Source organism: Cohnella mopanensis (assembly GCF_022352055.1).
In the GTDB taxonomy this organism is placed as follows: domain Bacteria; phylum Bacillota; class Bacilli; order Paenibacillales; family Paenibacillaceae; genus Cohnella; species Cohnella mopanensis.
In genome coordinates, this window is record NZ_JAKRWM010000031.1 from 36,867 (window position 1) to 58,741 (window position 21,875).

A 21,875-nucleotide genomic window follows, 5' to 3' on the forward strand; every position below is an offset into this window, starting at 1 on the left:
CTCCACCAAATATAATCCTTTTAAATATTAAGGAGGAACAGAATCCATGGCTAAGTCTAAATTCGAACGTAACAAACCACACGTTAATATCGGTACAATCGGTCACGTTGACCACGGTAAAACAACGACTACGGCTGCAATCACGTCGGTATTGAACAAAAAATACGGTAGCGGTTCTGCTGTAGCTTTTGACCAAATCGACAAAGCTCCTGAAGAGCGCGAGCGTGGAATCACAATTTCCACAGCACACGTTGAGTACGAAACTCCTAACCGTCACTATGCACACGTTGACTGCCCAGGACATGCTGACTATGTTAAAAACATGATCACTGGCGCTGCTCAAATGGACGGAGCAATCCTGGTTGTATCCGCTGCTGACGGTCCTATGCCGCAAACGCGCGAGCACATCCTTCTCTCCCGTCAAGTAGGCGTTCCTTACATCGTCGTATTCTTGAACAAATGCGACATGGTTGAAGACGAAGAGTTGCTTGAGCTTGTTGAGATGGAAGTTCGCGATCTTCTTAGCGAATATGAATTCCCAGGCGATGACACTCCAATCATCCGCGGTGCTGCTCGTGAAGCTCTGCAAAACCCAGATGGCCCATGGGCTGACAAAATCATCGAGTTATTCGAAGCAATCGATAGCTACATCCCAACTCCTGAGCGTGCAACTGACAAGCCTTTCTTGATGCCAGTTGAGGACGTGTTCACAATCACTGGTCGTGGTACAGTTGCTACAGGCCGTGTTGAGCGTGGTATCATCAAAGTTGGCGACGAGGCTGAAATCATCGGTTTGCAAGAAGAAACTCGCAAATCCGTTGTAACGGGCGTAGAAATGTTCCGCAAATTGCTTGATCAAGCTCAAGCGGGCGACAACATCGGAGCATTGCTTCGTGGTGTAGACCGTAAAGACATCGAGCGTGGCCAAGTAATCGCGAAACCAGGTTCCGTTAAACCACACACTGAGTTCACTGCTCAAATCTACGTTCTGACTTCCGCTGAGGGTGGCCGTCACAAGCCTTTCTTCACAGGATACCGTCCGCAGTTCTACTTCCGGACAACAGACGTAACTGGCATCATCAACCTGCCAGAAGGAACAGAAATGGTTATGCCTGGTGATAACATCACTGTAACCGTTCAACTGATTTCCCCAATCGCTATCGAAGAAGGTACTCGCTTCGCTATTCGCGAAGGCGGACGTACTGTAGGCGCTGGCGCGGTTGCTTCGATCCAAAAATAATAAGCAACACAAATAAAAGGCCGTTCAGCATCTTGCTGGATTGGCCTTTTTTTCGTCCGTTCGAAGTTGAAATCAGTTAGATCCTCAATAAGTAAAATACTTGCTTGTACACAAGCTTGTTGCTAATCCTCCAGAAACTATCGTGGCTATGGATAGAAAGAAAGTGTCTAAGGAGAAGAGCAACCCTCCCAGAATGATCACGATGGCATCCATCATCAGAATAAGTACGCCGACATTAAGCCGCAAACGCGGGGCCAACAAACTCGCAAGCAAATCCATCCCCCCAGTACTCGTGTCTATTCTTAATAGAATGCCAAATCCGATACCAATGCACGTGCCTCCTATTATAGAAGCTACGAAAGGATAAGCGTGAACGGCCGATCCTAAAGGGTTGAAAGCATCTAATAGATCGATGAAATAAGAAAGCAGAACCATTCCAAAAAGGCTATGAAAGAACATGCCGCGGGCCATCCTCCAAGTATATATAAAAACCGGGAGGCTGAGTGCGATGAGGATAATCCCGGCTTTGGCTTGGAACAGGTAATTTCCTATTAGCGCTAATCCGATAAAGCCCCCATCGAGCACTTTGATAGGCATGAGAAAAAAATCGATTCCGATCGCGATCAATAAACTTCCAACGACTATCGTTATTGTTTTTTGCAGAGAAAGCAAACACGAACACTCCCCTCAACAAAGCCTGTCTTATCTATATGGCGGATAGGAACGAGGCATGAGCGGAGTCGGCGACTTATTTGAAAATAATGTCCTAGATAGGATGATGAAATAAATAAAGGAGGGCTCACGCCCCCCAGGTTGTCTCACTTTAATATGAAAATTAGCGGAGATTGGATCAAGCGGACGCACTTGGACTCAGAAACCTTTATATTGAGGTTCTTCGCTTTCTAATTGCTGAACTCTACTTTCCACCTGCTGAACGATTTGCTCGGTTTGCCCGGCCGCATTCGTGAATAAGGTTTTAGCTTCTTGATTCTGAGTGGCCAAGGCAAACGTTTCAAGACTTGCTTGAGCGCTTTTTAACGAAGCTAAGCATGTTTTTACGTCAGATGCTACTGTCATTGAAATCACCTCCAATCGTTAACGGGTTTATTATCAAGTCCGAGGAGTGATTTTATGCGCGAATTGCCGTTTCATTTTTCTCCCTGTAGTGGAAGATGATTTGTGGTGACCTCATTCATAATGCAGGTGATAATTACAAACAATTTGTTATGTTAAAGCCTTGGACTAAGGGGGAACCGACTTGTCAGATGTCATGCAAATTGCTGTTCGTACATTAGTAGCGGTGATTGTGCTCTTCACCATCACGAAAATCCTAGGTAAAAGACAGGTCTCGCAACTTTCCTTGTTCGAATATATTACGGGAATAACGCTCGGTAATTTGGTTGCTTACGTATCGATGGATCTACAGACAAAGTGGTACTTGGGAGTCGTTGCTTTAACGGTTTGGTCGCTTGTTTCTTTGGGGATTGGCTTTCTCCAATTAAAAAGCAAGAAAATGCGAGATTTTCTCGACAGCAAAGCGACAGTACTTATTAAAGATGGAAAAGTGTTAGAGGACAATTTGAAAAAGGAAAGACTGACCACGGACGAGCTTATGGAGCAATTGAGGAAGAAGATGGCTTTTAGAGTGGCGGATGTTGAATTCGCGATTATGGAATCAAGCGGTGACATAAATGTGTTGCTGACTCGAGAGAATCAACCGATAACCGCTAAGCATTTGGGGATCAAGGTTGGCCCGGAACAGGAACCGCAGGCCGTTATTATGGACGGAAAAATAATGGACGAGCCATTGGCTACACTGGGACTCAGTCGCCAATGGTTGAATACGGAACTGGAAAAGATAGGGGTAGCCCTCGAAAACGTCTTTCTTGGTCAAGTCGACACCTATGGACAATTGTACGTGGATTTGTTCGACGATCAAATCAAAGTACCTTTTCCGCAAGAAAAAGCATCTCTGTTCGTGACATTGAAAAAGTGCGAAGCGGATCTCATGCTGTTCGGGATGACAACGAGAAACAAAAAAGCAAAGGATATGTATGAACAGTGCGTCATCCAAATGGGAGAGATCATTTCGGAGGTTAGACCCGTACTTTATCGGTAAAGGATGATACTCGTGTCGAATAACTCGAAGAAGAAGCTTACTCCCGTACAGCAGGAGTATAAGCATTTGGCGAAGAAAAGGGAACCGGCGCGGCCAGTTATTAAAAACTGTATTCGTGCTTTTCTTGTCGGAGGAATGATTTGCTTAATAGGTCAAGCTATAACGGATATGTTCGTTCATTGGGGAGGATTCGACAGAGAAAAAGCAGGTAACCCCACGGTAGCTGTGCTGATCATCCTTTCCGTGCTGCTAACCTCATTAGGGGTGTACGATAAAATGGGGCAATGGGCGGGTGCGGGTACTGCGGTACCCGTTACGGGCTTCGCCAATTCAATGGCGTCGGCTGCCATAGAACATCGCAGCGAAGGACTTGTCCTTGGAGTCGGAGGGAAGATGTTTACGCTAGCGGGCCCGGTTATTGTGTACGGCACCGTTGCGGCATTCATTGTCGGTATTCTGCATCTTCTATTTAATCCAAGTGGTGTAGGAGGACATTAAGAATGCTACAGGGACATCAAAGCTGGATATTTGAAAATAAACCGATCATTAAAGGGACAGCAACCGTAGTTGGACCTTTCGAGGGACAGGGGCCGTTAGCCGGCGATTTCGATATCGTGCACGGAGATTTGATGTTGGGCCAAGATAGCTGGGAGAAGGCAGAGAAAACCCTTCTCGAGGAAGCATCCAAGCTTGCGATCGAGAATGCTGGAATGACAAGCGGTCAAGTCAATTTCTATGTCGGCGGGGATTTAATGAATCAGATTATTAGCAGCAGCTTTGCCGCTAGAACGTTGGCTATACCGTATCTTGGAGTGTTCGGTGCGTGTTCGACTTCAATGGAAAGTTTGGCGATCGCCGCTAATTTCGTGAATTCCCGTTCAGCCAAGAATGTGTTGGCTAGTGCCTGTAGTCATAATGCCTCGGTCGAAAAACAATTTCGTTATCCTACGGAATACGGATCGCAAAAACCGCCGACTGCGCAATATACCGTTACGGGTGCCGGCGCATCCGTCATTTCGCAAGATGGAGAAGGTTTGACGGTGACTTCAGCAACGATCGGCAGAGTCATCGATATGGGGCTAACGGATCCGTTTAATATGGGAGCGGCAATGGCTCCCGCGGCAGTCGATACCATTCAAGCCCATTTGCGGGACTTCAGAATTGAACCCGGCTATTACGATCTCATTGTAACCGGCGATCTCTCGAAGATAGGTTATGAGCTTGCTTGGGATTTATTCGAGAAGCATAAGATACCAATGAAGCAGACGGAATATTACGATTGCGGAATGATGATTTACGATTATGAAAAGCAGAAGGTACAGGCCGGTGCCAGCGGCTGCGGCTGTTCGGCGGTAGTTACTTACGGACATTTGTTGAATCGAATGCGCAGAGGGGAATTAAAACGAATTCTTGTCGTTGCGACGGGAGCATTATTATCTCCTTTGTCCTTTCAACAAGGCGAAAGCATTCCATGTATCGCGCATGCGGTTTCCATTGAGAGCGGGGAAAAACGATGATCTATCTATGGGCTTTTGTTATTGGCGGAGCAATCTGTATTTGTGGACAAATTTGTTTTGACGTGATCAAACTAACGCCAGCTCATACGATGACGTTATTAGTGGTATTGGGAGCTGCCCTAGACGGAGTCGGACTTTATGAACCGCTTATCAAATTTGCTGGAGCAGGAGCGACGGTTCCGATAACAAGCTTCGGCAATGCGTTGGTTCATGGCGCGCTAGAGGAATTAAAGGCAGATGGATGGATCGGGATTATCACCGGGATCTTCAAGGTAACTAGCGCGGGGATATCAGCGGCGATCATTTTCTCGTTTCTTGCGGCTTTAGCCGTTAAACCTAAAGGTTAAGACCCGATTCAAACGCCGGCTTATTCTTAGGAATGATGCCGGTGTTTTTTTGCTGTTTTGCTGCTGTGCGAATAATATAACGATCTTTGAAAATATGCTAAAGATTTTTGTTGCATTCGGTTGGGCAGATCGCTATAATAGTGAATGTTGGTCTGTGACTGTGCGTTGATGTGAGAGGTTGCCGACACACCCGGCCCCTTTGCCATATAGGATGCCAATGGGTGAATGTGGGGTTATTCTCACGGAGTATGTCCGATTCCAAAATTGGGCGAATGAAGGAGGGAATTCTATGGCTAAGCAAAAAATCCGTATCCGTTTGAAAGCCTACGACCACCGTATCCTGGATCAATCCGCGGAGAAAATCGTAGAAACGGCGAAACGTACTGGTGCAGGTGTATCCGGTCCAATCCCGTTGCCGACCGAAAAGCAGATCATTACGATCCTGCGTGCGGTGCACAAATACAAGGATTCGCGTGAGCAGTTCGAAATGCGTACGCACAAGCGTTTGATTGATATCGTCAATCCTACGCCGCAAACAGTCGATGCGCTAATGCGTCTTGATCTGCCGTCCGGCGTTGATATCGAAATCAAGCTTTAATTGTAAGAAGAAGTAAATCAGAACCATCAGAAAAGAGGTGTCAACATGTCAGGAATCTTGGGACGTAAACTCGGAATGACTCAAATATTCGCAGCTGACGGCAATGTAGTGCCGGTTACTGTGGTAGAAGCAACTCCGAACGTCGTATTGCAAAAGAAATCTGTGGATAACGACGGATACGAAGCAGTACAGCTCGGCTTCGCGGACAAACGCGAAAAGCTAGCAACTAAACCAGCCATCGGCCACGCTAAAAAAGCGGGCACGGCACCCAAGCGCTTCATTCGCGAAGTTAGCGGACTTACTCCGGCTGACTTGGAAGTTGGTCAAGAACTTAAAGTTGACCAATTCTCCGAAGGCGATATCGTTGACGTTACGGGTATTTCCAAAGGTAAAGGAACGACAGGCGCAATCAAACGTTGGGGCTTCCAACGCGGTAAAATGACGCACGGTTCCAAGTATCACCGCGGTAACGGTTCACTCGCGACGATTCGCGATGCAAACCGCGTACCTAAAGGTAAGAAAATGCACGGTCGTATGGGTAGCGAAACGATCACTGTACAAAACCTTGAAATCGTTAAAGTCGATCTTGAGCGTAACGTATTGTTGATCAAAGGCTCCGTACCGGGCGCACGCAATAGTTATCTCAAAATCCGCACATCGGTGAAGAAATAATTCACAATGGTTGAGGAAAGGAGGACCACTCATGCCGAAAGTTACTGTATTTAATGTAGACGGCAAAGAAGTTGGACAATTGGATCTGGCAGAAGGAGTATTCGGTTTAGAGCCGAACGTTCACGTACTGCACAGTGCTGTATTGCTTCAACAAGCTTCGCTTCGCTCGGGCACGCACGATACGAAAGGTCGTTCGGAAGTTCGCGGAGGCGGGCGCAAGCCTTGGAAACAAAAAGGAACTGGCCGCGCGCGTCAAGGTAGTATTCGTTCGCCGCAATGGAAAGGCGGCGGTATCGTATTCGGACCAACGCCACGCAGCTACAGCTTCAAATTGCCGCGTAAAGTTCGTCGTTTGGCAATCAAATCTGCGTTGTCCAGCAAAGTTGTGGATAACCAAATCATCGTTCTTGATCAGCTGAGCTTGTCCCAACCGAAAACGAAGGACATCGCGAAGCTCTTGAACAACCTCAAAGTATCCCGTAAAGCTCTAGTAGTAACGGCTGACTTTGATAATAACGTGGCCCTGTCCGCGCGTAATATCCCAGGCGTTAAATTCGTTTCCGCTGAAGGAATCAACGTGCTTGACGTGATGAAACATGATCAATTGATCATCACGAAGGATGCAGTCGCTAAAGTTGAGGAGGTGTTCGCGTAATGAAAAACCCCCGCGATCTAATCAAACGGCCGGTTGTTACCGAACGCACAAGCGACTTCTTGGACCAGCGCAAATACGTTTTCGAAGTTGACTTGAGAGCGAACAAGACAGAAATCAAACAAGCCATCGAACAGATCTTCAAAGTGAAAGTCGTTGGCGTTAATACACTCAGAATGCCTGCTAAGCCTAAACGCTACGGCAGACATAGCGGTTATACTTCTGAATGGAAAAAAGCAATCGTGCAGCTTTCCGCAGACAGCAAACCACTTGAGTTTTTCGAAACCTCTGTATAATAAGTCTCTAAAGTAAGGAGGGAATCCAATTGCCAGTCAAAAAGTTTAATCCGACAACGGCTAGCCGTCGTCAAATGACGATCGCAACGTTCGAAGAGATTACGGCAACAGAGCCGGAAAAATCCTTGCTCGCACCGTTGTTCAAACGTGCAGGCCGTAATAACCAAGGTAAAATTACCGTTCGCCATCATGGCGGTGGTCATAAGCGTAAGTACCGGATCATCGACTTCAAACGCACGAAGGACGGCATTCCCGGCCGCGTGGCTACGATTGAATACGATCCGAACCGTACTTCTTACATCGCTCTGATCAACTATGCAGACGGAGAAAAAACGTACATCATCGCACCGAAGGGCCTTAAAGTCAACGATGTGATCATGTCCGGTCCAACTGCCGACATCAAAGTGGGTAATGCACTTCCACTCGAGAACATTCCAGTGGGTACAGTTATCCACAACATTGAGCTTAAACCAGGTAAAGGCGGCCAAATGGTTCGTGCAGCCGGTACAAGCGCTCAATTGCTCGGTAAAGAAGAAACTTACGTTACCATTCGTTTGACATCCGGCGAGATTCGCCGCATTCTCAAAACTTGCCGTGCAACAATCGGTACTGTTGGTAACCAAGATCACGAGTTGCTGAACATTGGTAAAGCTGGACGTAATCGTTGGTTAGGCAAACGCCCTACAGTTCGTGGTGTTGTAATGAACCCGAACGATCACCCACACGGTGGTGGTGAAGGCCGCGCTCCAATCGGTCGCAAATCCCCGCTTTCTCCATGGGGCAAACCGACGCTCGGTTACAAAACTCGCAAGAAGAAAAAAGCTTCGAGCAAATATATTGTTCGTCGTCGCAGCAAGTAAGAATCAACTGTCTAGCGGCGTGAACGGCAAACTCTCAAGCCGCGTTGAAGGGAGGAGCATTCCATGGGTCGCAGTTTGAAAAAAGGACCTTTCGTGGATGGATATCTTCTGAAAAAAGTGGAAGAACTGTCCGGTTCGAATAAGAAAGTAGTTATTAAAACTTGGTCTCGTCGCTCGACGATTTTCCCACAATTCGTGGGTCAAACGTTCGCGGTATATGATGGACGCAAGCACGTGCCAGTATACGTATCGGAAGATATGGTTGGACATAAGCTTGGTGAATTCGCGCCGACGCGTACATTCAAAGGCCATACAGACGATGATAAAAAAACGGGCAAGCGTTAATTTTAACCCTACGAAGTACGATTGATTAAACAGCTCGCGAGTTGTTGGTTAATCGCTACGAACGTAACGTAAGGGAGGAGGTACATCGATGTCTCAGCAAGCGAAAGCTGTTGTGAATAACATTCGCATTCCGGCTCGTAAAGTCCGCCTGGTCGTTGACCTGATCCGCGGTAAGAAAGTCGGCGATGCTGTTGCTATTCTGCGTCACACTCCGCGTTCGGCATCTCCGGTTCTGGAGAAATTGTTGAACTCTGCCATTGCGAACGCTGAACACAACTACCAGCTCGACGTGAACAAATTGGTCGTGTCCGAAGCCTTCGTTAACGAAGGCCCAACGATGAAACGATTCCAACCTCGTTCCCAAGGTCGCGCATTCAGTATTTTCAAGCGCTCCAGCCACATTACGCTGGTCGTATCTGAGAAATAAGGAGGGACAACGTGTGGGTCAAAAAGTAAATCCCGTCGGTCTTCGCATCGGCATTATCCGTGATTGGGAATCCAAATGGTATGCTGACAAAGATTTCGGCACCCTTCTTATCGAAGATGTCAAAATCCGCGAATTCCTTAAGACGAAGTTGAAAGAAGCTGCAGTATCCAAAATCGAAATCGAACGTGCCGCTAATCGCGTTAACGTTACGATTCACACTGCTAAGCCGGGTATCGTAATCGGTAAGGGCGGCGCTGAAGTAGAAGTACTTCGCGGTCAACTTACGAAAATCACGAACGGCAAAAAAGTGCACATCAATATCTCCGAGATCAAAAACCCGGAATTGGACGCTATCCTGGTTGCCGAGAGCATCGCGCAACAATTGGAACGCCGCGTTTCATTCCGCCGCGCGATGAAACAAGCTATGCAACGTACGCAACGCGCTGGCGCGAAAGGAATCAAAACATCCGTTAGTGGTCGTCTGGGCGGAGCGGAAATTGCTCGTCAAGAAGGATACAGCGAAGGAACAGTGCCATTGCACACACTCCGCGCTGATATCGATTACGGAACGGCAGAAGCACATACGACTTACGGCCGCATCGGCGTAAAAGTATGGATCTACCGTGGCGAAGTCCTTCCGACGAAGAAAAGAGCTGCTGAGGAAGGAGGCAACTGATCATGTTGGTCCCTAAACGCGTAAAACACCGCAAAGTACACCGCGGTAAAATGAGAGGCCAAGCTAAAGGCGGTGCTGAGGTTCATTTCGGTGAATACGGCCTGCAAGCTATGGAGCCTTCTTGGGTAACAAACCGTCAAATCGAGGCAGCGCGTATCGCGATGACTCGTTACATCAAACGGGGCGGTAAAGTTTGGATCAAAATTTTCCCTTCGAAACCAATTACCCAAAAACCTCTTGAGGTTCGGATGGGTAGCGGTAAAGGTAACGTAGAAGCATGGGTTGCCGTTGTGAAACCGGGCAAAGTATTGTTCGAACTCGCAGGGGTATCCGAGGAGATCGCACGTGAAGCGATGCGTCTTGCAGCACACAAGTTGCCGATCAAGACGAAGTTTGTGAAACGTGAAGAACTGGGTGGTGAAGCAAATGAAAGCCAGTGAATTTCGCAACCTGACATCGGCGGAACTCGAACAGAAGATCGCCGGCTTCAAGGATGAGCTGTTCAACCTCCGCTTCCAACTGGCTACTGGCCAACTGGATAACCCGCACCGCCTAGGCGATTTGCGGAAAGAAATTGCTCGGGCTAAAACCATTTTGCGCGAGCGTGAACTCGGCATCGGCTAAAACCCGGGAAAAGGAGGATTACCATGAGCGAACGCAATAACAATCGTAAAGTGCAGATTGGTAAAGTCGTCAGCGACAAAATGGATAAAACGATTGTGGTAGCTGTTGAAACGTACAAAAAACACAGCCTTTACCACAAACGGATTAAATACACGAAGAAATTCAAAGCGCATGACGAAACTAACGATGCAAAAATCGGCGACACCGTGAGAATCATGGAGACCCGCCCGTTGTCGAAAGACAAAACATGGCGCCTGGTCGAAATCGTCGAGAAAGCCGTATTGGCCTAAGCGACTCACCTGTGACTGAAAGGAGGACCTTGCGATGATTCAACCGTTTACGCGTCTGGCTGTTGCCGACAACTCCGGCGCTAAAGAATTGATGTGTATCCGCGTACTTGGCGGTACAGGACGCCGCGTAGGACATATCGGTGATATGATCGTATGTTCCGTCAAACAAGCAACACCAGGCGGCGTTGTCAAAAAAGGCGACGTAGTCAAATGTGTTATCGTTCGTACAAAACGTTCGGTACGCCGCAAAGATGGATCTTACATCGCATTCGACGAGAATGCTGCTGTAATCGTTAAAGAAGACAAGAGCCCGCGTGGTACCCGTATTTTCGGACCAGTAGCTCGTGAACTTCGTGAACACGACTTTATGAAAATCATTTCCCTGGCACCGGAAGTTCTTTAATCCGGAACGCACCGATGGAGAAACACTCAAGGAGGTGTACCCATGCCCCGTCTGAAAAAAGTGCTTGAATCGCACAATAATAAACTGCACGTGAAAAAAGACGATAACATCATCGTCATCTCGGGCAAAGACAAAGGCAAAAAAGGCCGCATTATCGCTGCATACCCGCGCGAAAATCGCGTGCTTGTCGAGGGCGTCAACATGGTGAAACGCCATACGCGTCCTAACCCAACGAATCAACAAGGCGGTATCATCGAGCGCGAAGCGCCGATTCACGTATCGAACGTGATGCATATCGATCCTAAAAGCGGCAAGCCAACTCGCGTTGGCACTAAGACGCTTGATAACGGCAAAAAAGTCCGGGTAGCTAAACGCTCCGGAGAAATGATCGACTAATCGCAGTAAGAACGGAAAGGAGGTCACTGTGACTCATGGCAGCAAGAATGAAGGAACGTTTCCTGAATGAAATTACTCCTGCTCTGATGCAGAAGTTTAGCTACAAATCCGTCATGCAAGTGCCGAAAATCGAGAAAGTCGTCATCAACATGGGTGTCGGCGAAGCGGTTTCGAACTCCAAAATCATGGATTTTGCAGTTGAGGACATGCAGAAGATTGCCGGCCAAAAGCCAGTAATCACTCGCTCGAAAAAATCGATCGCGGGCTTCCGCTTGCGTGAGAACTTGCCGATCGGAGCTAAAGTAACTCTTCGCGGCGAGCGTATGTATTACTTCTTGGATAAATTGTTCAACATTTCTCTCCCTCGCGTACGTGACTTTCATGGCGTATCGACGAAATCGTTCGATGGCCGTGGTAACTACACGCTCGGATTGAAAGAACAATTGATTTTCCCGGAAATCGAGTATGACAAGATTGATAAAGTTCGCGGGATGGATATCGTCATCGTCACGACAGCACAATCGGACGAAGAAGCGCGTGAGCTGCTCACCCAATTGGGTATGCCGTTTGCGAAGTGACGATTGCCCGGTCAATGAGCAAAAGGTTCCTAATGGAGGTGTGAAAGCAAGTGGCAAAAACGTCGATGAAAATCAAGCAACAGCGTACGCCGAAGTTTAAAGTCCAGGCTTACACGCGTTGCGAACGTTGCGGACGTCCGCATTCCGTTTTGCAAAAATTCAAGATCTGCCGGATCTGTTTCCGTGAATTGGCATATAAAGGCCAGATTCCTGGCGTCAAAAAAGCGAGCTGGTAATCAGCCTAGTTCGGGAAGGAGGTTTACCCCATGGTTATGTCTGATCCTATTGCAGATATGTTGACGCGGATTCGCAACGCGAATTTGGTGCGTCATGAGTCGGTGGAAATGCCTGCGTCTACGGTTAAGAAGCAAATTGCTGAAATCCTGAAACGTGAAGGTTTTATCCGCGACGCTGAATATGTAGAAGATAACAAACAAGGTTTGATCCGCATTTTCTTGAAATACGGTGCAAACAACGAGCGTGTTATCACGGGTCTTAAACGCATAAGCAAACCTGGTTTGCGCGTTTACACGAAATCTACAGAAGTTCCTCGTGTGCTGGGTGGCCTCGGCATCGCGATCATTTCTACATCTAAAGGCATTATCACCGACAAGGAAGCCCGTCAAGGGAAAGCCGGCGGCGAAGTGCTCTGCTACGTTTGGTAATTTAACTGTCACACGATTGGAGGTGTACCTATGTCCCGTATTGGACGCAAACCGATTCAGGTGCCTAACGGCGTGAACGTGAACCTGGACAACAACGTAATTACGATTAAAGGACCGAAAGGAACTTTGTCCCGCGTTCTGCACAGCGATATGAAGGTTTCCTACGAGTCCGATGTCATTACTGTTGAACGTCCTTCCGATAACAAGCTTCACCGCTCGCTGCACGGAACAACTCGCAGCGTAGTTGCCAACATGGTAAGCGGCGTAACCGAAGGTTACATCAGAAACCTTGATCTGGTAGGTGTAGGTTACCGTGCTAGTAAATCCGGCGATAAGCTGGTATTGAACGTGGGTTACTCTCACCCGGTCGAAATCGTACCGGAAAGCGGCATCGAGTTCGAAGTGCCGGCGCAAAACAAAATCATCGTTAAAGGCATCGACAAAGAACTTGTCGGCGCAACTGCTGCTAAAATCCGCTCCGTACGCGAACCTGAACCTTACAAAGGTAAAGGGATCAAGTATGAAGGCGAACGTATCCTTCGTAAAGAAGGTAAAGCAGGTAAAAAGAAATAAGCTTAAAGCGGCTTAACGCCGCTTAAGCATTGATCAAGAAGGGAGTGAACTATGCGGATGATTACTAAAGCCGATAAGAACAAAGCTCGTCTTAAAAGGCACCTTCGGGTACGTAAGAAAATCAGCGGGACAAGTGAACGTCCACGTCTGTCCGTGTTCCGTTCATCCAAGCATATCTATGCTCAACTGATCGATGACGTTAAAGGCATCACCATTGCTGCCGCGTCTACAGTTGACAAAGAACTTGCTGATGTAGGCAACGGCGGTAACGTAGAATCTGCGCGTAAAGTTGGCGAGTTGATCGCTAAACGTGCAAAAGATAAAGGATACGAAGTTGTCGTATTCGATCGTGGTGGATATTTGTATCACGGACGTATTCAAGCACTGGCTGACGCAGCTCGCGAAGCCGGATTACAGTTTTAATTCATTTTTGACACAAGGAGGTAAACGACTTGCGTGTAGATCCGAATACATTGGAACTGACCGAAAAAATGGTTCAAATCAATCGTGTCTCCAAAGTCGTCAAAGGCGGACGTCGCTTTAGCTTCAGCGCACTCGTCGTTGTCGGAGACGGCAAAGGATGGGTTGGCGCTGGTATCGGTAAAGCTTCCGAAGTTCCAGACGCAATCCGTAAGGGCGTCGATGACGCAAAGAAAAATTTAGTATTCGTACCACTCGTTGGAACTACAATTCCACACGCCGTTACGGGAAGTTTCGGCGCCGGCAAAGTGTTGCTGAAACCAGCATCAGAAGGTACGGGCGTTATCGCGGGCGGTCCTGTCCGCGCAGTGCTCGAACTGGCTGGAGTCGGCGATATTTTGACGAAATCGCTGGGTTCCTCCAACTCCATTAACATGGTCAATGCGACGTTGGAAGGTTTATCCCGCCTCAAACGCGCCGAAGACGTAGCGAAACTGCGCGGCAAAACCGTAGCAGAGCTATTCCGTTAAGGAGGGGAAACAGATGGCACAGCTTCAAATTACCCTCGTTCGTAGCTTGATCGGCCGTCCTGAGAATCAACGTCAAACGGTGAAAACTCTAGGACTCGGCAAGTTGCATTCGTCTGTAGTAAGAGAAGATAATGTCGCTACTCGTGGCATGATCAACACAGTTAACCATTTGATCGAAGTTAAAGAAGTTTAAGATATTAAAGCAAAACTCTCAAGGAGGTGCGACTTACGATGAAATTGCATGAGCTATCTCCGAACGAAGGCTCGAAGTTCACCCGCAAGCGGGTAGGACGCGGAGCTGGTAGCGGACTCGGCAAAACGTCAGGTCGCGGTCACAAAGGGCAAAATGCTCGTTCCGGCGGCGGAGTTCGTCCCGGATTCGAGGGTGGACAAAACCCTTTGTACCGTCGGGTACCAAAACGCGGATTTAACAATGATCGTTTTGCTACGGTCTTTGCGATTGTCAATCTTGACCAGCTGAGCCGTTTTGCAGCGGGTACAGAAGTGACTCCAGAATTGCTTCTTAACGAAGGAATTCTCAAAAATCCAAAAGACGGAATTAAAATTCTGGGCAATGGCGATTTGAACGTGCAGCTGACTGTTAAAGCTCATAAGTTCTCTCAGTCTGCAGCAGAAAAAATTCAAGCCGCCGGCGGTAAAACCGAGGTGATCTAATGTTCGCGACCGTCACTAACATTTGGAAAGTCGAGGACCTTCGTAAGAGGATCCTGTTTACCCTTTTCATCCTGTTTGTTTACAGAATCGGATCCTTCATCCCGGTTCCGAACATTAACAAGGACGTTCTTACGATGGCCGACCAATCAGGCACTGACCTGTTCGGCCTTCTAAATACGTTCTCTGGCGGTGCGTTGTTCAACTTCTCCATATTCGCTTTGGGGATCACGCCGTATATTACGGCTTCGATTATCGTTCAATTGCTTTCCATGGACGTCATTCCGAAGTTCTCGGAATGGCAGAAGGAAGGCGAGAACGGTAAACGTAAGCTGGCGCAGATTACTCGTTATGGAACGATCATCTTGGGGCTTATCCAAGCCTTTGCTACGGCTATCGGTTTTAACAGAATGTATAGTTACGATATGGTCATTGATCCTAGTACAGCAACATATTTAATGATTGCGATCGTACTGACAGCGGGTACCGCGTTCCTCATGTGGCTCGGAGAACAGATCAACGAAAAAGGTATCGGCAACGGTATCTCGATCCTGATCTTTGCAGCAATCGTTGCTGCTATTCCGAAGCATGCTCGCGACATCTACGCTAGTCAGTTCACGGATTCCAGTCAATTGTTCCTGAACATTGTGAAGATGATCATCATCCTGCTCGTAATCATCCTGATTATCGCAGGCGTAATTTTCATTCAACAAGGCGTACGGAAAATTCCGGTGCAATACGCTAAACGGGTTGTCGGACAGAAAATGTATGGCGGCCAATCGACGCATATTCCACTTAAAGTGAATGGCGCCGGCGTTATTCCCGTAATTTTCGCAATCTCGCTATTGATGTTCCCGTATACAATTGCTTCATTTTGGTCAACACATGCTTGGGCAAAATGGATAATGACGAACATGAGCTATACTGCTCCGCTGGGTATGGTTCTGTATATCCTTTTGATCATCGGTTTCACTTTCTTCTACACATTCGTTCAATTCAATCCGCAGCAACTAGCGGATAACATGAAGAAGAACGGCGGATATATCCCTGGTATTCGTCCTGGTAAGCCAACGGCTGGTTTCTTGATGCGGGTTATTACGCGCATTACGCTAGCAGGTGCGGTATTCTTGGCGATCATCTCGGTTATCCCTGTATTCTTCGGTTCATTGGCCGGATTGCCGGATTCGGTTAAAGTGGGCGGTACTTCGCTCTTAATCGTAATCGGGGTTGCACTTGAAACGATGAAACAAATCGAGAGTCAATTGATCAAACGTCACTACAAAGGGTTTATCAATAAGTAACCATCGAGACGGACAGGAGGAACGACAATGAACATTTTGTTTATGGGGCCTCCTGGCGCCGGTAAAGGAACGCAGGCAGAACGGATCGTCGAGCAATTCGGCATTCCGCACATCTCGACCGGTGATGCGTTTCGTTTAGCCATGAAGCAGGGCACTCCGCTCGGACAGAAAGCCAAGGAGTACGTAGACCAAGGTTTGCTCGTTCCGGATGAAGTGACGAATGGAATCGTTCGCGATCGTTTGGCTGCAGATGATTGTGCCAAAGGATTTTTGTTGGACGGGTTTCCACGGACGATCGCTCAAGCCGAAGCGCTTGACGGTATGCTTGCCGAAATGGGTCGTAAGATCGACCATGTCATCAACCTGAAAGTGGATCGCGGCTTCTTGCTAGCTCGCTTGACAGGCAGAAGGATTTGTAAATCTTGCGGCGCGACGTATCATGTTATTTTCAACCCTCCTAAGCAGGAAGGCATCTGCGACAAGGATGGGGGAGAGCTGTATCAGCGTTCTGATGATACGGAAGAAAAAGTGGGTACCCGTCTTGATGAATATACGAGCAAGACGGCTCCGCTTCTGACGTATTACGGCGACAAAGGTTCGCTCCGTGAAGTAGACGGGGAGAAGGATATCGATGCGGTTACGACCGATATCGCTTCCCTTCTCAGAGGGTAATCGGCCATGATCGTAATCAAGTCTGATAAAGAATTGAGCTTGATGCGTGAGGCGGGACGGATTGTTGCAGAGACGCATCGCCTGATGAAACAGGCAGTCGTACCTGGCGTCACTACCGCCGAATTAGATCGGATAGCCGATACTTTCATCCGCAGTCAAGGTGCCGTTCCTTCTTTCAAAGGTTATAACGGTTTTCCGGCCAGCATATGCGCTTCTACGAACGAGGAACTCGTACACGGGTTTCCTGGTCCGCGGAAGCTAGTAGAAGGCGACATCATCAGCATCGATATCGGCGCACAGTACCATGGCTATCACGGAGATTCCGCTTGGACGTACGGAGTCGGCCAAATTTCCGAAGAAGCGCAACGTCTTCTGGATGTTACGGAAGCTTCGCTCTTCGCGGGATTGGAGCTTTGTCGTCCTGACGTGAGGCTGTTTACCGTTTCCCACGGTATTCAGAAAGTGATCGAAGAGGCGGGCTTCTCGGTAGTCAGAGAATATGTCGGACACGGCGTAGGCGCTGAGTTACACGAGGAACCGCAAATTCCGAATTACGGCGTTCCTGACCGCGGTCCGCGGCTTAAACCAGGAATGACACTCGCGATCGAACCGATGGTCATCGTGGGAGAACGTTATGTGAAGACATTGTCCGATAATTGGACGGTCGTCACAGTGGACGGATCGCTGTGCGCGCATTTCGAGCATACGATTGCCGTAACCGAAGACGGGTACGAAATTCTAACCCGTGCGTAAAGCTAGGTGAATGTTATGACGGTAAACGTTAAGTTGGAGCCCGGAGATATCGTGAGAAGCCGGCGTGGTAGAGACGAAGGGCAGCTCATCATCGTGATCGCCCTCGTCGATGAGCGATTCGCGCTCGTGGCTGACGGTGATAAACGCCGCTTCGATCGGCCCAAACGCAAAAACGTGCTGCATCTCGAACCGATCGGGACCCGAAGCGAGGAAGTAGCGAATAGCCTTCGCGAAACCGGACGCGTGACCAACGCGAAGCTCCGGTACGCTATCGGACAAATCGAACAACGGCTCGAAACGCATGCTGAAGAGAAAGGAGAATGACGGTGGCCAAAGAGGACGTCATCGAGGTGGAAGGAACGGTTATTGAACCGCTACCGAATGCCATGTTCAAAGTGGAACTCGAGAACGGACATCAAATCCTTGCGCATGTTTCCGGAAAGCTTCGGATGCATTTCATACGGATTCTAACGGGGGATAAAGTGGTAATCCAGTTATCACCCTATGATCTAACGCGGGGCCGTATCACCTACCGTAAATAAGTTCGTTCGGTCTACCTATGCACGAATCGTTCGAACGGCTTTGACCCAAATGTCATACCGCAAGTTCGATCGGACCGTGTCAACCAACACGCGATCGCAAGGCGCCGCTTCGTTGGATGCATTCGTGAGACTGACATGCGACGTCTGGAGACGCTATTTCAGTCACACACTAAGGAGGGTATTATCATGAAGGTGAGACCTTCGGTCAAACCGATTTGCGAAAAATGCAAAGTCATTCGCCGCAAAGGCAACGTGATGGTTATCTGTGAGAATCCGAAGCATAAACAAAAACAAGGCTAATATAGAAGGAGGTGCCCCTAACAATGGCACGTATATCTGGTGTTGACCTCCCGCGCGACAAGCGCGTGGAAATCGCCCTCACGTATATCTTCGGAATTGGTAAGCCAACTTCCCAGAGGATTCTAGCTACAACGGGCGTCAATCCCGACACTCGCGTTCGTGATCTGACTGAGGATGAGCTCGCTCGTCTTCGTGAAACGATCGACAAAGAACAAAAGGTCGAGGGCGATCTTCGTCGCGAAATTGCACTAAACATCAAACGGCTGATTGAAATCGGCTGCTATCGAGGCATCCGTCACCGCCGCGGTCTGCCGGTTCGCGGACAACGTTCGAAAACGAACGCACGTACACGCAAAGGTCCACGTCGTACTGTAGCGAACAAGAAGAAGTAATAAGGGGGGATAACTAACATGGCACAAAAAGGCAAGAAAGTCGTACGTACCAAGCGTCGTGATCGGAAGAACATCGACAGCGGTGTGGCACATATTCGGTCCACGTTTAACAATACAATCGTGACGATTACGGATCCACATGGTAACGCGGTTTCCTGGGCAAGCTCCGGTAACCTTGGTTTCAAAGGCTCCCGTAAAAGCACGCCGTTCGCTGCTCAAATGGCAGCTGAGTCTGCAGCCCGCGCTGCGATGGAACACGGAATGCGTTTGGTAGAAGTTTCTGTTAAAGGTCCTGGCGCTGGCCGCGAAGCTGCGATTCGTTCGTTGCAAGCAGCTGGTCTTGAAGTCAGCATGATCAGAGACGTAACACCAATCCCGCATAACGGATGCCGTCCTCCGAAGCGCCGCCGCGTATAGTATCGTTGCAATGTGGTATCAAACAAGAACAACTTGAGAATAATGGTTGTAACGGTTAGGCATACTACATGGTTTACCCCATAAACATTTCTCCTTATTAAAGGCTGAACCATTTAGCATGGGTGAACAAAGGCAACGTCAGCGACGTTTGAAGGAGGTTTTGGTATGATAGTAATCGAGAAACCGAAAATCGATTCTGTAGAACTTCAGGATGATAAGAGATATGGTCGGTTCGTCGTAGAACCGCTTGAACGCGGTTATGGGATGACGCTGGGCAACTCGCTTCGTCGGATTCTGTTGTCGTCCTTACCGGGCGCAGCCGTCGTATCGGTACAGATCGATGGAGTTCTTCACGAATTTTCCACGATTCCGGGTGTAATAGAGGATGTTACGCAAATCATCCTTAATCTGAAGCGTCTTTCTCTGAAGATTCATTCCGATGAGGAAAAAGTGCTTGAGATCGATGCGGAAGGCGATGGCGTAGTTACGGCTGGTGATATCCGCGCGGATAGCGATGTGGAAATCCTGAATCCGGACCTGCACATCGCTACACTGGCTTCTGGCGCACGTCTTCACATGCGCATTTTTGCCAGAGTAGGACGTGGATACGTTCCTTCGGATCGTAACAAGAAGGAAGATCAGCCGATTGGAGTCATTCCGATCGACTCGATCTATACGCCGATTACCCGCGTGAACTATCAAGTCGAAAACACTCGCGTCGGTCAAGTAACTAACTACGACAAGCTTACGCTTGAAGTATGGACCGATGGCAGTATTCGTCCTGAAGAAGCGGTTAGCCTAGGCGCGAAAATCCTAACAGATCACTTATCCTTATTCGTGGGTCTTACGGATGAGGCCAAAGATACCGAAACGATGAAGGAAAAGGAAGAGGACAAGAAAGAAAAAGTGCTTGAGATGACTATCGAAGAGCTCGATCTTTCCGTCCGCTCCTACAACTGCCTGAAACGTGCCGGCATCAATACCGTTCAAGAGCTTATCACGAAAACGGAAGAAGACATGATGAAGGTTCGTAACTTGGGCCGCAAGTCTTTGGAAGAAGTTCAAGAGAAGCTTGAAGAGCTGGGATTGGGCTTGCGTTTCGAGGAATAGCATCGTTATAAGCAGCATGTGACGAACGAACGCAGCCTCGTAAATGGGCTGCTTCATGACTCGCACCAAGAGGGAGGGAAAACAAATGGCTTATCAAAAACTGAGTCGCGATTCCAGCTCGCGGAAAGCTCTTTTCCGTGATCTGTGTACCGACCTGTTCCTGTACGAGCGTATCCAAACGACTGAAGCGAAAGCTAAAGAAGTGCGCTCTATCGCGGAGAGATTAATCACTCTCGCTAAACGCGGCGACCTGCATGCTCGTCGTCAGGTAGCGGCATTCGTGCGTCGTGAGAGCCTTAACGGTGAACAAGACGCCATCCAAAAACTGTTCTCCGAGCTGGCTCCGCGTTATGCGGAACGTCCAGGTGGATATACTCGCATCCTGAAGCTAGGACCTCGCCGTGGAGATTCAGCTCCTATGGTGTATCTTGAGCTCGTAGATCGCGCGTAAGAACGGAGCAAAGAAGGATGGACCGAATCAAGCATTCGGATCATCCTTTTTTTGTGGCATTTCACAGCCGCCTTTAGGTACGATTCCGTATTCGGAGGGGATGAGAGAATGCGGAATATCGCTCTCGTCGTAAGTTACGATGGTACAGAATATTATGGCTTCCAGAGCCAGCCAAGCGGCAACACGATTCAGGATAAGCTGGAGAACGCGATCTACATGTTATCCGGCGAGCGCGTGAAAGCAATCGGTTCCGGAAGAACGGATGCCGGCGTCCACGCAAGATGCCAGATCGTTAACTTCTTGACAGCTTCATCGATACCAGTCGAACGATGGGCTATAGCGTTGAATACAAGATTGCCCGAAGGCATCGTGGTTCAGTGCGCATTAAGCGTATCCAATCAGTTTCATGCCAGACGGCATGCTTTAAGCAAAACTTATCGTTACACGATCAATTGCAACCGTGTTCCCGATTTATTTCGCAGGCGATATGAATTCCATCATCCCACACCGCTCGATTTCGAAGAGATGAGCGCTGGTCTTCGGCATTTACTGGGAGAGCATGATTTCTCATCGTTCACATCGCCGCAATCTACCAAGTCAAGCCATATCCGCACGATTCTTGATGCGAGGCTGGAAATGGAGAAGGATCCGTTCTCTTCGGCGAACTACTTAAACGACAGCGGCAAATCGTGGGACGAGCGTTATTATCCAGGTAAGCAGCGTGGAGTGATCCATCTGTATGTTACGGGGACGGGCTTCTTATACAACATGGTAAGAATCATAGCCGGTACGTTAATCCAGATTGGCGAGGGCAAGAAATCGGCTGCAGACATGGCTCATATACTGGCTGCACAGAGCAGAGCCAAAGCTGGACCAACGGCCGTTCCGCATGGCCTATCTTTGTGGGAAGTGCGATATGCGGAGCTGGATCCCGGCAGTAGAAGCAAGCTCATTCTCGATAATAAATAACTTGCATATTCGCCCGATTTCATGTACAATAAATTTTGTGCTTTCTGCGTGGCTACCCACGGCCCCAG

The 21,875-nt window shown here is 48.5% G+C and carries 39 protein-coding genes; 37 read left to right on the plus strand and 2 right to left on the minus strand.

Features of this window, described 5'->3' with window-relative positions; genetic code table 11:
• The first annotated feature begins 46 nt into the window (after positions 1-46).
• The gene (tuf, locus tag L3D05_RS25360; protein ID WP_239619171.1) at positions 47-1,240 is read left to right on the plus strand and encodes an elongation factor Tu; all 1,194 of its coding nucleotides are present in this window, start codon (positions 47-49) and stop codon (positions 1,238-1,240) included.
• 84 nt (positions 1,241-1,324) lie between these two features.
• Here the strand turns inward: tuf and L3D05_RS25365 are convergent, their stop codons facing one another.
• Both L3D05_RS25365 and L3D05_RS25370 read right to left on the minus strand, forming a co-directional pair.
• A complete protein-coding gene (locus L3D05_RS25365) occupies positions 1,325-1,912 on the minus strand; it encodes a YitT family protein (protein WP_239619172.1) in 588 nt (195 codons plus the stop codon).
• 198 nt (positions 1,913-2,110) lie between these two features.
• Positions 2,111-2,317 carry a DUF1657 domain-containing protein gene (locus L3D05_RS25370; protein WP_239619173.1) on the minus strand — a complete coding sequence of 69 codons (207 nt, stop codon included), beginning with the start codon at positions 2,315-2,317 and terminating at the stop codon, positions 2,111-2,113.
• A gap of 181 nt (positions 2,318-2,498) precedes the next feature.
• Between L3D05_RS25370 and L3D05_RS25375 the strand changes: the two genes are divergently transcribed.
• From L3D05_RS25375 to truA, 36 genes are all read left to right on the plus strand, one after another.
• On the plus strand, positions 2,499-3,359 hold the full coding sequence (locus tag L3D05_RS25375) for a DUF421 domain-containing protein (protein WP_239619174.1): 861 nt from the start codon (positions 2,499-2,501) through the stop codon (positions 3,357-3,359).
• A 12-nt stretch (positions 3,360-3,371) separates the two neighbouring features.
• Positions 3,372-3,857, plus strand: a complete 486-nt coding sequence (spoVAC, locus tag L3D05_RS25380) for a stage V sporulation protein AC (protein ID WP_239619175.1) — start codon at positions 3,372-3,374, stop codon at positions 3,855-3,857.
• A 2-nt stretch (positions 3,858-3,859) separates the two neighbouring features.
• Positions 3,860-4,876, plus strand: coding sequence for a stage V sporulation protein AD (spoVAD, locus tag L3D05_RS25385; RefSeq protein WP_239619176.1), 1,017 nt, complete (start codon positions 3,860-3,862; stop codon positions 4,874-4,876).
• A complete protein-coding gene (gene spoVAE / locus L3D05_RS25390; RefSeq protein WP_239619177.1) occupies positions 4,873-5,223 on the plus strand; it encodes a stage V sporulation protein AE in 351 nt (116 codons plus the stop codon). The genes spoVAD and spoVAE overlap by 4 nt, the downstream gene beginning before the upstream one ends.
• A gap of 289 nt (positions 5,224-5,512) precedes the next feature.
• On the plus strand, positions 5,513-5,821 hold the full coding sequence (rpsJ, locus tag L3D05_RS25395) for a 30S ribosomal protein S10 (RefSeq protein ID WP_027087350.1): 309 nt from the start codon (positions 5,513-5,515) through the stop codon (positions 5,819-5,821).
• A gap of 45 nt (positions 5,822-5,866) precedes the next feature.
• A complete protein-coding gene (rplC, locus tag L3D05_RS25400) occupies positions 5,867-6,493 on the plus strand; it encodes a 50S ribosomal protein L3 (RefSeq protein WP_239619178.1) in 627 nt (208 codons plus the stop codon).
• 31 nt (positions 6,494-6,524) lie between these two features.
• The gene (gene rplD, locus L3D05_RS25405; protein ID WP_239619179.1) at positions 6,525-7,148 is read left to right on the plus strand and encodes a 50S ribosomal protein L4; all 624 of its coding nucleotides are present in this window, start codon (positions 6,525-6,527) and stop codon (positions 7,146-7,148) included.
• Complete coding sequence (gene rplW, locus L3D05_RS25410) at positions 7,148-7,441, plus strand: 50S ribosomal protein L23 (RefSeq protein ID WP_239619180.1); 294 nt, start codon at positions 7,148-7,150, stop codon at positions 7,439-7,441. The genes rplD and rplW overlap by 1 nt, the downstream gene beginning before the upstream one ends.
• 29 nt (positions 7,442-7,470) lie before the next feature.
• The gene (gene rplB, locus L3D05_RS25415) at positions 7,471-8,301 is read left to right on the plus strand and encodes a 50S ribosomal protein L2 (protein WP_239619181.1); all 831 of its coding nucleotides are present in this window, start codon (positions 7,471-7,473) and stop codon (positions 8,299-8,301) included.
• A gap of 63 nt (positions 8,302-8,364) precedes the next feature.
• Entirely contained in the window at positions 8,365-8,646 is a 282-nt protein-coding gene (gene rpsS / locus L3D05_RS25420; protein WP_135153599.1) for a 30S ribosomal protein S19, read from the plus strand.
• A gap of 88 nt (positions 8,647-8,734) precedes the next feature.
• The gene (gene rplV / locus L3D05_RS25425; protein WP_169281348.1) at positions 8,735-9,073 is read left to right on the plus strand and encodes a 50S ribosomal protein L22; all 339 of its coding nucleotides are present in this window, start codon (positions 8,735-8,737) and stop codon (positions 9,071-9,073) included.
• 13 nt (positions 9,074-9,086) lie between these two features.
• Positions 9,087-9,749 carry a 30S ribosomal protein S3 gene (gene rpsC / locus L3D05_RS25430; RefSeq protein WP_239619182.1) on the plus strand — a complete coding sequence of 221 codons (663 nt, stop codon included), beginning with the start codon at positions 9,087-9,089 and terminating at the stop codon, positions 9,747-9,749.
• A gap of 2 nt (positions 9,750-9,751) precedes the next feature.
• The gene (gene rplP, locus L3D05_RS25435; protein WP_182302914.1) at positions 9,752-10,189 is read left to right on the plus strand and encodes a 50S ribosomal protein L16; all 438 of its coding nucleotides are present in this window, start codon (positions 9,752-9,754) and stop codon (positions 10,187-10,189) included.
• Positions 10,176-10,373 (plus strand): 50S ribosomal protein L29, encoded by a 198-nt coding sequence (gene rpmC, locus L3D05_RS25440; protein WP_041066918.1) that lies wholly within the window; start codon positions 10,176-10,178, stop codon positions 10,371-10,373. Before rplP ends, rpmC begins: the two co-directional genes overlap by 14 nt.
• 23 nt (positions 10,374-10,396) lie before the next feature.
• Positions 10,397-10,663: a 30S ribosomal protein S17 gene (rpsQ, locus tag L3D05_RS25445; protein ID WP_169281345.1), complete on the plus strand. Its 267-nt coding sequence runs from the start codon at positions 10,397-10,399 to the stop codon at positions 10,661-10,663.
• A gap of 34 nt (positions 10,664-10,697) precedes the next feature.
• On the plus strand, positions 10,698-11,066 hold the full coding sequence (rplN, locus tag L3D05_RS25450) for a 50S ribosomal protein L14 (RefSeq protein ID WP_169281344.1): 369 nt from the start codon (positions 10,698-10,700) through the stop codon (positions 11,064-11,066).
• Positions 11,067-11,108: 42 nt separating this feature from the next.
• Positions 11,109-11,462 (plus strand): 50S ribosomal protein L24, encoded by a 354-nt coding sequence (rplX, locus tag L3D05_RS25455; RefSeq protein WP_239619183.1) that lies wholly within the window; start codon positions 11,109-11,111, stop codon positions 11,460-11,462.
• 35 nt (positions 11,463-11,497) lie between these two features.
• Positions 11,498-12,040 (plus strand): 50S ribosomal protein L5, encoded by a 543-nt coding sequence (gene rplE / locus L3D05_RS25460; RefSeq protein ID WP_115995322.1) that lies wholly within the window; start codon positions 11,498-11,500, stop codon positions 12,038-12,040.
• A 50-nt stretch (positions 12,041-12,090) separates the two neighbouring features.
• On the plus strand, positions 12,091-12,276 hold the full coding sequence (locus L3D05_RS25465; RefSeq protein WP_169281342.1) for a type Z 30S ribosomal protein S14: 186 nt from the start codon (positions 12,091-12,093) through the stop codon (positions 12,274-12,276).
• A gap of 30 nt (positions 12,277-12,306) precedes the next feature.
• Entirely contained in the window at positions 12,307-12,705 is a 399-nt protein-coding gene (gene rpsH / locus L3D05_RS25470; protein ID WP_239619184.1) for a 30S ribosomal protein S8, read from the plus strand.
• Positions 12,706-12,735: 30 nt separating this feature from the next.
• Positions 12,736-13,278, plus strand: a complete 543-nt coding sequence (gene rplF / locus L3D05_RS25475) for a 50S ribosomal protein L6 (protein WP_239619185.1) — start codon at positions 12,736-12,738, stop codon at positions 13,276-13,278.
• A gap of 57 nt (positions 13,279-13,335) precedes the next feature.
• The gene (rplR, locus tag L3D05_RS25480; RefSeq protein ID WP_239619204.1) at positions 13,336-13,701 is read left to right on the plus strand and encodes a 50S ribosomal protein L18; all 366 of its coding nucleotides are present in this window, start codon (positions 13,336-13,338) and stop codon (positions 13,699-13,701) included.
• A 29-nt stretch (positions 13,702-13,730) separates the two neighbouring features.
• Positions 13,731-14,228: a 30S ribosomal protein S5 gene (gene rpsE, locus L3D05_RS25485; protein ID WP_094050613.1), complete on the plus strand. Its 498-nt coding sequence runs from the start codon at positions 13,731-13,733 to the stop codon at positions 14,226-14,228.
• 13 nt (positions 14,229-14,241) lie between these two features.
• The gene (gene rpmD, locus L3D05_RS25490) at positions 14,242-14,421 is read left to right on the plus strand and encodes a 50S ribosomal protein L30 (protein ID WP_239619186.1); all 180 of its coding nucleotides are present in this window, start codon (positions 14,242-14,244) and stop codon (positions 14,419-14,421) included.
• A 38-nt stretch (positions 14,422-14,459) separates the two neighbouring features.
• Complete coding sequence (rplO, locus tag L3D05_RS25495; RefSeq protein WP_239619187.1) at positions 14,460-14,903, plus strand: 50S ribosomal protein L15; 444 nt, start codon at positions 14,460-14,462, stop codon at positions 14,901-14,903.
• Complete coding sequence (secY, locus tag L3D05_RS25500) at positions 14,903-16,201, plus strand: preprotein translocase subunit SecY (RefSeq protein WP_239619188.1); 1,299 nt, start codon at positions 14,903-14,905, stop codon at positions 16,199-16,201. The genes rplO and secY overlap by 1 nt, the downstream gene beginning before the upstream one ends.
• Positions 16,202-16,228: 27 nt before the next feature.
• Positions 16,229-16,873 carry an adenylate kinase gene (locus L3D05_RS25505; protein WP_239619189.1) on the plus strand — a complete coding sequence of 215 codons (645 nt, stop codon included), beginning with the start codon at positions 16,229-16,231 and terminating at the stop codon, positions 16,871-16,873.
• 6 nt (positions 16,874-16,879) lie between these two features.
• Positions 16,880-17,626, plus strand: coding sequence for a type I methionyl aminopeptidase (gene map / locus L3D05_RS25510; protein WP_239619190.1), 747 nt, complete (start codon positions 16,880-16,882; stop codon positions 17,624-17,626).
• 15 nt (positions 17,627-17,641) lie between these two features.
• Positions 17,642-17,950: a KOW domain-containing RNA-binding protein gene (locus L3D05_RS25515; RefSeq protein ID WP_239619191.1), complete on the plus strand. Its 309-nt coding sequence runs from the start codon at positions 17,642-17,644 to the stop codon at positions 17,948-17,950.
• A gap of 2 nt (positions 17,951-17,952) precedes the next feature.
• Positions 17,953-18,168: a translation initiation factor IF-1 gene (gene infA / locus L3D05_RS25520; protein WP_035121186.1), complete on the plus strand. Its 216-nt coding sequence runs from the start codon at positions 17,953-17,955 to the stop codon at positions 18,166-18,168.
• Between the two features lie 186 nt (positions 18,169-18,354).
• Positions 18,355-18,468, plus strand: coding sequence for a 50S ribosomal protein L36 (gene rpmJ, locus L3D05_RS25525; protein ID WP_003333770.1), 114 nt, complete (start codon positions 18,355-18,357; stop codon positions 18,466-18,468).
• A 23-nt stretch (positions 18,469-18,491) separates the two neighbouring features.
• Positions 18,492-18,860, plus strand: coding sequence for a 30S ribosomal protein S13 (gene rpsM / locus L3D05_RS25530; protein WP_182302904.1), 369 nt, complete (start codon positions 18,492-18,494; stop codon positions 18,858-18,860).
• Between the two features lie 18 nt (positions 18,861-18,878).
• Entirely contained in the window at positions 18,879-19,277 is a 399-nt protein-coding gene (gene rpsK / locus L3D05_RS25535) for a 30S ribosomal protein S11 (RefSeq protein WP_094050605.1), read from the plus strand.
• Between the two features lie 165 nt (positions 19,278-19,442).
• Positions 19,443-20,387 (plus strand): DNA-directed RNA polymerase subunit alpha, encoded by a 945-nt coding sequence (locus L3D05_RS25540; RefSeq protein WP_239619192.1) that lies wholly within the window; start codon positions 19,443-19,445, stop codon positions 20,385-20,387.
• Positions 20,388-20,472: 85 nt separating this feature from the next.
• The gene (gene rplQ / locus L3D05_RS25545; protein ID WP_130615146.1) at positions 20,473-20,838 is read left to right on the plus strand and encodes a 50S ribosomal protein L17; all 366 of its coding nucleotides are present in this window, start codon (positions 20,473-20,475) and stop codon (positions 20,836-20,838) included.
• 108 nt (positions 20,839-20,946) lie between these two features.
• Complete coding sequence (gene truA, locus L3D05_RS25550; protein WP_239619193.1) at positions 20,947-21,807, plus strand: tRNA pseudouridine(38-40) synthase TruA; 861 nt, start codon at positions 20,947-20,949, stop codon at positions 21,805-21,807.
• Positions 21,808-21,875 lie beyond the last annotated feature (68 nt).

What these genes read in the sequence shown, in the direction of transcription:
- rplD (WP_239619179.1), top strand. Translation starts at nt 6,525, where the DNA reads ATGCCGAAAGTTACTGTATTTAATGTAGACGGCAAAGAAGTTGGACAA.
- rplV (WP_169281348.1), top strand. Translation starts at nt 8,735, where the DNA reads ATGTCTCAGCAAGCGAAAGCTGTTGTGAATAACATTCGCATTCCGGCT.
- rplO (WP_239619187.1), top strand. Translation starts at nt 14,460, where the DNA reads ATGAAATTGCATGAGCTATCTCCGAACGAAGGCTCGAAGTTCACCCGC.
- rplR (WP_239619204.1), top strand. Translation starts at nt 13,336, where the DNA reads ATGATTACTAAAGCCGATAAGAACAAAGCTCGTCTTAAAAGGCACCTT.
- rpmJ (WP_003333770.1), top strand. Translation starts at nt 18,355, where the DNA reads ATGAAGGTGAGACCTTCGGTCAAACCGATTTGCGAAAAATGCAAAGTC.
- L3D05_RS25515 (WP_239619191.1), top strand. Translation starts at nt 17,642, where the DNA reads ATGACGGTAAACGTTAAGTTGGAGCCCGGAGATATCGTGAGAAGCCGG.
- rplX (WP_239619183.1), top strand. Translation starts at nt 11,109, where the DNA reads ATGCCCCGTCTGAAAAAAGTGCTTGAATCGCACAATAATAAACTGCAC.
- spoVAE (WP_239619177.1), top strand. Translation starts at nt 4,873, where the DNA reads ATGATCTATCTATGGGCTTTTGTTATTGGCGGAGCAATCTGTATTTGT.
- rplP (WP_182302914.1), top strand. Translation starts at nt 9,752, where the DNA reads ATGTTGGTCCCTAAACGCGTAAAACACCGCAAAGTACACCGCGGTAAA.
- tuf (WP_239619171.1), top strand. Translation starts at nt 47, where the DNA reads ATGGCTAAGTCTAAATTCGAACGTAACAAACCACACGTTAATATCGGT.
- L3D05_RS25505 (WP_239619189.1), top strand. Translation starts at nt 16,229, where the DNA reads ATGAACATTTTGTTTATGGGGCCTCCTGGCGCCGGTAAAGGAACGCAG.
- rpmC (WP_041066918.1), top strand. Translation starts at nt 10,176, where the DNA reads ATGAAAGCCAGTGAATTTCGCAACCTGACATCGGCGGAACTCGAACAG.
- spoVAD (WP_239619176.1), top strand. Translation starts at nt 3,860, where the DNA reads ATGCTACAGGGACATCAAAGCTGGATATTTGAAAATAAACCGATCATT.
- L3D05_RS25540 (WP_239619192.1), top strand. Translation starts at nt 19,443, where the DNA reads ATGATAGTAATCGAGAAACCGAAAATCGATTCTGTAGAACTTCAGGAT.
- rpsK (WP_094050605.1), top strand. Translation starts at nt 18,879, where the DNA reads ATGGCACAAAAAGGCAAGAAAGTCGTACGTACCAAGCGTCGTGATCGG.
- L3D05_RS25370 (WP_239619173.1), bottom strand. Translation starts at nt 2,317, where the DNA reads ATGACAGTAGCATCTGACGTAAAAACATGCTTAGCTTCGTTAAAAAGC.
- rplE (WP_115995322.1), top strand. Translation starts at nt 11,498, where the DNA reads ATGGCAGCAAGAATGAAGGAACGTTTCCTGAATGAAATTACTCCTGCT.
- rpsH (WP_239619184.1), top strand. Translation starts at nt 12,307, where the DNA reads ATGGTTATGTCTGATCCTATTGCAGATATGTTGACGCGGATTCGCAAC.
- rpsJ (WP_027087350.1), top strand. Translation starts at nt 5,513, where the DNA reads ATGGCTAAGCAAAAAATCCGTATCCGTTTGAAAGCCTACGACCACCGT.
- map (WP_239619190.1), top strand. Translation starts at nt 16,880, where the DNA reads ATGATCGTAATCAAGTCTGATAAAGAATTGAGCTTGATGCGTGAGGCG.
- rplN (WP_169281344.1), top strand. Translation starts at nt 10,698, where the DNA reads ATGATTCAACCGTTTACGCGTCTGGCTGTTGCCGACAACTCCGGCGCT.
- rplQ (WP_130615146.1), top strand. Translation starts at nt 20,473, where the DNA reads ATGGCTTATCAAAAACTGAGTCGCGATTCCAGCTCGCGGAAAGCTCTT.
- rpsS (WP_135153599.1), top strand. Translation starts at nt 8,365, where the DNA reads ATGGGTCGCAGTTTGAAAAAAGGACCTTTCGTGGATGGATATCTTCTG.
- truA (WP_239619193.1), top strand. Translation starts at nt 20,947, where the DNA reads ATGCGGAATATCGCTCTCGTCGTAAGTTACGATGGTACAGAATATTAT.
- secY (WP_239619188.1), top strand. Translation starts at nt 14,903, where the DNA reads ATGTTCGCGACCGTCACTAACATTTGGAAAGTCGAGGACCTTCGTAAG.
- rplC (WP_239619178.1), top strand. Translation starts at nt 5,867, where the DNA reads ATGTCAGGAATCTTGGGACGTAAACTCGGAATGACTCAAATATTCGCA.
- rplW (WP_239619180.1), top strand. Translation starts at nt 7,148, where the DNA reads ATGAAAAACCCCCGCGATCTAATCAAACGGCCGGTTGTTACCGAACGC.
- rpsQ (WP_169281345.1), top strand. Translation starts at nt 10,397, where the DNA reads ATGAGCGAACGCAATAACAATCGTAAAGTGCAGATTGGTAAAGTCGTC.
- rpmD (WP_239619186.1), top strand. Translation starts at nt 14,242, where the DNA reads ATGGCACAGCTTCAAATTACCCTCGTTCGTAGCTTGATCGGCCGTCCT.
- rplF (WP_239619185.1), top strand. Translation starts at nt 12,736, where the DNA reads ATGTCCCGTATTGGACGCAAACCGATTCAGGTGCCTAACGGCGTGAAC.
- rpsM (WP_182302904.1), top strand. Translation starts at nt 18,492, where the DNA reads ATGGCACGTATATCTGGTGTTGACCTCCCGCGCGACAAGCGCGTGGAA.